Origin of the sequence: Streptomyces sp. ISL-43, assembly GCF_018614195.1 — a bacterium.
Taxonomy (GTDB): Bacteria; Actinomycetota; Actinomycetes; order Streptomycetales; family Streptomycetaceae; genus Streptomyces.
This window is the reverse complement of record NZ_JAGGOT010000111.1, coordinates 1-5,541: the sequence shown is the minus strand read 5'-3', so window position 1 is coordinate 5,541 and position 5,541 is coordinate 1. Positions and strand designations below refer to the sequence as shown.

Here is a 5,541-nt window from a genome sequence, read left to right as displayed (position 1 = left end):
ACCGAACCCGGAACGGTTCACCGCGCGCAGCGCTGCCGCGCGCGGTACATGCTTCCAGCGGCCGTCGTAGACGCTCCACTGCGTAACAGCCTCGCCTCCCGAGCCTGAGGCGCTGTCGAAGTACACGGGGTCCGGGACGGTGCCGTCGGCGAGGAGTACCCCGACCGCGCCCGCATGGGATGTGCCGAACTCCTCGGTCGTCCAAGTCTCTCTTCTGCTCACAACGCCCCTCCTCGCCCCGCCCGTATCAGGCTGCCCGCCGGCCGGGGCCAGCTGAACACGACGATGCCGCAGCGTGGCTGTCGGGCAGGCCGGTATTCAAGAGGTGGCGTGCGGGACTTCGGCTTGGCCGCCTGCCTTTACGGCGTCGACGATGCGTTCGTGGAACGCGGCAAGGCCTTCTGGCGGGAGCGGGGCCGGGCTGCCGGTGAGGGTGTACCACTCCTCCGCGCCGGTGTACTGGATCCGGACCTGAACGGTGCCGTCCGGGCCAATCTCGGTGGTCAGGGTGACGTCGCCGGTGATGACGCCGACCTCGTCGGTCATCACGCCGCCAGGCCCCGCCTTCACATGGGAGGTCAAGGGAACCGAGCTGTCGCAACTGCCGGCGTGGCCGGGGCGGGGCATCGTCTGGCTGGGGGTGGTCATGAGGGGCACGTCTCCAGCATCTCGGTCAGCTTCGTCTTTTCCGCCTGGATGACGGTGAGCTGGTAGGTGCTCTTCACGTTCGTCCACGCGGTGGCGTACGTGCACCAGTAGACCTTGGCGGGGGGGCTGCCACTCCCCGGAGCCAACCACGTCGCCGCACACATTCTTCAAGACCCAGCATCCAATGACACCAACCGACTTACACGCAATCGCTGACACGTCGTTCCTAAAAGCCGAAAGCCGCTGGCCCGTCTCCCCGAGGGGAGGCGGGCCAGCGGTCATGAGTCAGTGGTCTGGACTAGCCGGTGGCTCCCAGGGGCGTGGCGAGGCCGGGGGCGTGCCAGCGTTGTGCGTTGGAGGCGTTGCAATCGGACAGTTCGAGCTGGGTGCCGTTGTCGGTACGTGCGTAGGGCAGGTCGAGGCAGCGTCCGGATTGTGGGTTGTAGAAGCCGCTGGTGGCGGTGGGTAGCCACTGCTGGCTGCCGGCGCCGACGCTGCAGGTGTTGAGTTGGATGAGGGTGCGGTTGGCGGTACCTCCGGCTGCAGCGGTCACGCATTTGCCGACCACCCGCAGTTGGCCGATCTCCAGGATCTGGAAGCTCTGGGAGGCTCCGGGAGGCGTGTTGCAGTCGTGGATGTAGATGCGGTTGCCTTCGGCGTTGCTGCCGCGGTCGTCGTCCGCACACTTGGTGCTGTTCACGGCTGAGACGAGGGTGGTGCTGGTCGCTGAGGGGACGGTGGAGTGGTCGTAGACGGCCACGTTGCTTATCTGCCCCTTCCAGAAGGATGAGGGCTTGCTCTGGTTCTTGAACCGGCCGAGGGCGAGGGGGCCGGTGGCCTTCCAGGCGTTGGCCTTGGGGTGGTGGCCGGTGCCGGCGAGGGTGCCGTTGACGTAGAGGGCGATCAGGCCGGTGGTGTCGTCGTAGGTGGCGGTGAGCTGGGTCCACTCGCCGGTGCGGACCTTGGCGGCGTCGTTCGTGACGGTGGTCTGGTCGTAGTCCCAGCCGTCGTCGTCCCTCTTGGACATCCCGAAATGCCAGGTGCCGTCCTGGTCGTGCCAGAGCATGAAGCCGCTGGCATGCTGCCCGTCCTGGCTGAGGACCACGGCGTTCGCCTGGGTTTTGGCCCAGGTGGAGACGGTGAAGCTTTGGGTGGTGTCGACGGCGGGGCCGTCGGCGGTGACCGTGCCGCTGGTGCCGTCGAGGCTGACGACCTTGGTTGCCGTGCCCGCGACGGTGTCGGCGATACGGGTGGCGCCGGTGGCGCTGAGCGTTCCGTTGGCGCGGCCGCGCATGTCGACGGCGGTCGTTCCCTCGAGCTCGTTGAGTTTCCAGTGTGTGGTGGAGATCCGGGCGTCACCCATGAGTTGGGCGTTGCTGAAGCTGGTGACCTTGCCGTTGGTGGCGGCGCCGTTCCAGGTGCGCAGGCGGTGCTGGCTGTCGAGGGCCCACAGGTCGGGGACGCCGGGCACGTCGGCGCTGGTGTCGCCGGAGGAGCCGATCACCGGGTGGGTGGTCGCCTTGAGGCCGGTCCCGATTTTGGTGCGCTTGGTGTGGTCGCCGAGGGCGGCCGGGTTTCCGGCGATGTTGGCGTACTGGTAGAGGTCGCCGGTGGTGTTGTCGCGGGCCCATAGGTCGGCCAGGCCGTCGCCGGTGGCGTCTCCGGGGGCTATGAGGGTGAGATTGTCCCATCCGGAGGGACTGAGGACGAGCACGCCCGGATCGAGGAGTTGGCCCGTCGTGGCCTTGCCCTGGAAGAGGATGAGCTGCGAGCCGGCCGCTCCGTTGGTTTCGACGGTGAGCAGGTCGTTGCGTTGGGTCGTGAGGCCCGTTTCGGGCAGTACGTCGCCGACGGCGAGGATCTGCTTGACCCGGCTCCAGTCCCCGATGTATTCGGCCCCGCAGGGCTTGCTGGTGGCGGCGACAGTGCAGCCCTCGGTGGGCCTGCCCACATCCAGTGCATCGGTCGCGTTGAAGTAGGGGCCGCCATCGGTTTTGGAGTTGCGGTAGACCTTGAGCTGTCCGTCGCGGAACGCCCACAGGTCGTCGGTCTTGATGCCGTTGCCGCCGCGGTGCGTGGTCAGGGTGCCGTTGCCCCAGCCCTTGCCGCCGGGGCTGTTGGCCTTGGTCGAGGCGATCACGCCGCCGGCGGCCGGGTCGGTGGCCGTCGGGTAGACGATCAGGTCGTCGTTGTCGGCGGGGGCGATGAAGTCGACGCGTTCGTCGCCGGTGATGTCGCCGAGGGTGGTCTTGGCGTTCGGGTTGTCGGGGACGTAGAAGACGTACGTCTGCTGCTGCGAGCGGTTGCCCGCACGGTCCACCGACTGGACGCGCAGGACGTTGGTGCCCCACATCGGGGGCGTCAGCGCAATGGTGGCGGTGCCGTCGGCCACGGCATCGGTGCGGTTGGCTCCGCCCACGGGGATCTCCGAGTTGAAGGCCCACTCGTAGTACAGGACGCCGCTGAGGGAGTCGGTCGCCGCTACCTTGAAGTTGCCCTTCTGGCCGATGTACTTCGTGGATCCGGGCAGGGTGCCGGACGGCGGATACTCGGCGGAGGTGACGACCGGGATGGATGGCGGCTGCGTGTCCATGGAGAACCGGCAGCCTTCGACCCAGGCGGAGCCCAGTTCACCGTCGGAGCTCTGGACCTGCCACAAGTAGGTGTGGCCGTCGGTGAGGTTGGCGGGGTATGCGGAGACCCAGTGGTCGCCGCTTGCCTGTCCGATCATGGCGCTGTCGTAAACGGCGCCGCTGCCGTTGGTGTCGTAGACCATGAAGCGGGATTGGGTGGCCTGGTTGTCGGGGTCGCCGGTCCAGGCTCCGATGCTCATGCCTGGGTAGGCGGTGGCACCGACCCAGCCGCAGGTCCCGCCGTACGGGTTCTGCGGTGCGGGGGTCATGGCGAGACCCCACGGGTTCTTCGGGGCTCGGTTGTACTCGATGTAGAGAAACGGCAGCTTGGTCTTGTCACGGGTGAACCGCTTGAAGCCGTTGTTGCTGCCGCTCTTGGACTCGTTCGAGGCGAAGAGGGCGTAGGTGATGTTGCCGCGCCACATGTTGGCGGCGAGGTGGCCGGCTACGTCCCACTCGCCGCGCGTGGTGGAGTCGGGGCAGCCGGGCCCGCCGGCGCTGTTCATCGAGGTCGTGCGCAGGACTTCCCAGTCGCGGGGCTGGGTGTTCCAGGTGATGTTCGACAGGAGTGGCTCGGTGGAGTGGAGGTCCACGTTGTAGGTGTTGGCGCAGGTGGCGTCGGCGGCGTACGACTGGGTCGCGTTGAAGGACGCCTTCTTGATGCTCTTGTCGTTCAGGTCGCTGGTATCGAGCTGGACGTAGTAGCGCTCCAGGCCCGTCTTCGTGCGCCAGCGCTGGTAGCCGACACCGGGATCGTAGGTGTCCGTGTAGTCGTCGTAGCTGGTGGTGGTGGGATACGCCTCCTGGACCCAGGCCCAGTGCTGGGTGCCCCGGTTGGTGGGGATCCACGCCGGGTCGATGTAGACCGGGTAGGCGGTGGCGGGGTCGGTCAGGAAGGCCTGGTCCGGGGTCAGGGCGATGCTGTCCTTGCCGAGTTCCGCTTGGAGGCGGGTGACCTTCGCGGAGTCTCCGGGGCCGGCGCTGTCCGAGGTTTCCTTGGCAGCCTCATCGTCCGGAGTGCCGGACGGTGCGTCCTGCGCGGCCTTCACCGCCTGGGAGAAGGCGGCGGTGCCCGACGGCTTGGCGAGCGGAGCCCGGACGGGCGCGGTGGAGTCCCACATGGTGGGGGCCGGGGCCTGGAATACCGTACGGCCCGAGGCGTCGGCGGCCTTCAAGTTGCCGTCGCTGTCGGCGGAGACGGCGACGCCCTCGCCCTTGAGGCCTGTCGTGAGCTTGGCGAGCTTAGGATTCTTGGCGGCCTCGACGGATTTGACGACGAGGATCTGCGAGATTCCACCGCCCTCGTCGGCCGTGACCTTGAGGTCGGTACCCGGGACCACCTCGCGGTAGACGGCGCTGGCCCCCTCCAGCACCGGCTCGGGAAGCGGCTCCGGCCAGCTCAGCACCAGCTGTTTGCCGTCCTGGTCCAGGGTGGCCAGCGGGGCGGTGCCGCCGCCGGACAGGGTCAGACCGCTCGTCAAAGCCTTCGGACGGAGCATGCCGTCGGCTGCTTTGACCAAGGTGGCGTCCAGGTCGGCCCAACTGCCGTTGCGCTTGGTACGGACAGGGGCGACGCTGCGGGTCAGCCCCAGGGTGCCGTCCGGATTGGCCACCACAGTGTCGGTCTCGGTCGTCGCCGCCGACACGGTGACGGGCTTACCCGTGCGCTTCGCCTCCGCCAGGGCGGCGTCCTCCGCCCGCTCCCGTTCGGTCGTCGGCCGCTCCGGCGGGGTCTGCGTGCTCTGCGCGCTCGACGTGTCCACTGCTGGTGCTGCCGAGGCGCTTGGTGCGGCGCCGACGGCTGTTGCGGACAGGGCCAGTGCTACCAGTCCCGCCAACGCGACCGGCCGGCTGGCCGGTCGTTTGCTTCTCTGTGTGCCCCCCACGGCGAAATCCCCAATGCGGTTGTGCTGTCAACTGGGCGCGAACGCTAACAGTTCCCTGAGCAGGACTTTTAACGACCCCTCAATTCCGGAACCAAGTATTGCGGAAAATGGGCGCAAATGTGATATCTGTCCCGGTTCGGCAGTCGTGCAGTCGCATATGCGAATGATCAAAGTTCGATCACGGTTCTAAACCTCACAGTTCAACGATGGGTAACTTGTCTAGATTGATCCGCGTGTTGCGAACTGCCAACAAGTTAGGATCCATCGCGAATTAATCACTCGGCGACCGTGGGGGGCATGCCGTGAAGGCACCACCAGAACTCCGTTGGACGAGGAGGCGATCTGCGGTAAAACGCCGCATTTTCGTCACCTCC

The 5,541-nt window shown here is 67.2% G+C and carries 3 protein-coding genes and 1 pseudogene; all 4 read right to left on the bottom strand.

Going from position 1 to position 5,541, the window contains the following annotated elements:
• Positions 1-222: pseudogene (locus J7F03_RS39830) on the bottom strand (hypothetical protein); the annotation flags it as partial.
• Positions 223-318: 96 nt separating this feature from the next.
• Positions 319-648, bottom strand: coding sequence for a hypothetical protein (locus tag J7F03_RS39825; protein ID WP_374104459.1), 330 nt, complete (start codon positions 646-648; stop codon positions 319-321).
• Positions 645-794 carry a hypothetical protein gene (locus tag J7F03_RS39820; protein WP_214958104.1) on the bottom strand — a complete coding sequence of 50 codons (150 nt, stop codon included), beginning with the start codon at positions 792-794 and terminating at the stop codon, positions 645-647. Before J7F03_RS39820 ends, J7F03_RS39825 begins: the two co-directional genes overlap by 4 nt.
• A gap of 152 nt (positions 795-946) precedes the next feature.
• Positions 947-5,044, bottom strand: coding sequence for a LamG-like jellyroll fold domain-containing protein (locus J7F03_RS42545; protein WP_214958103.1), 4,098 nt, complete (start codon positions 5,042-5,044; stop codon positions 947-949).
• Positions 5,045-5,541: the final 497 nt, after the last annotated feature.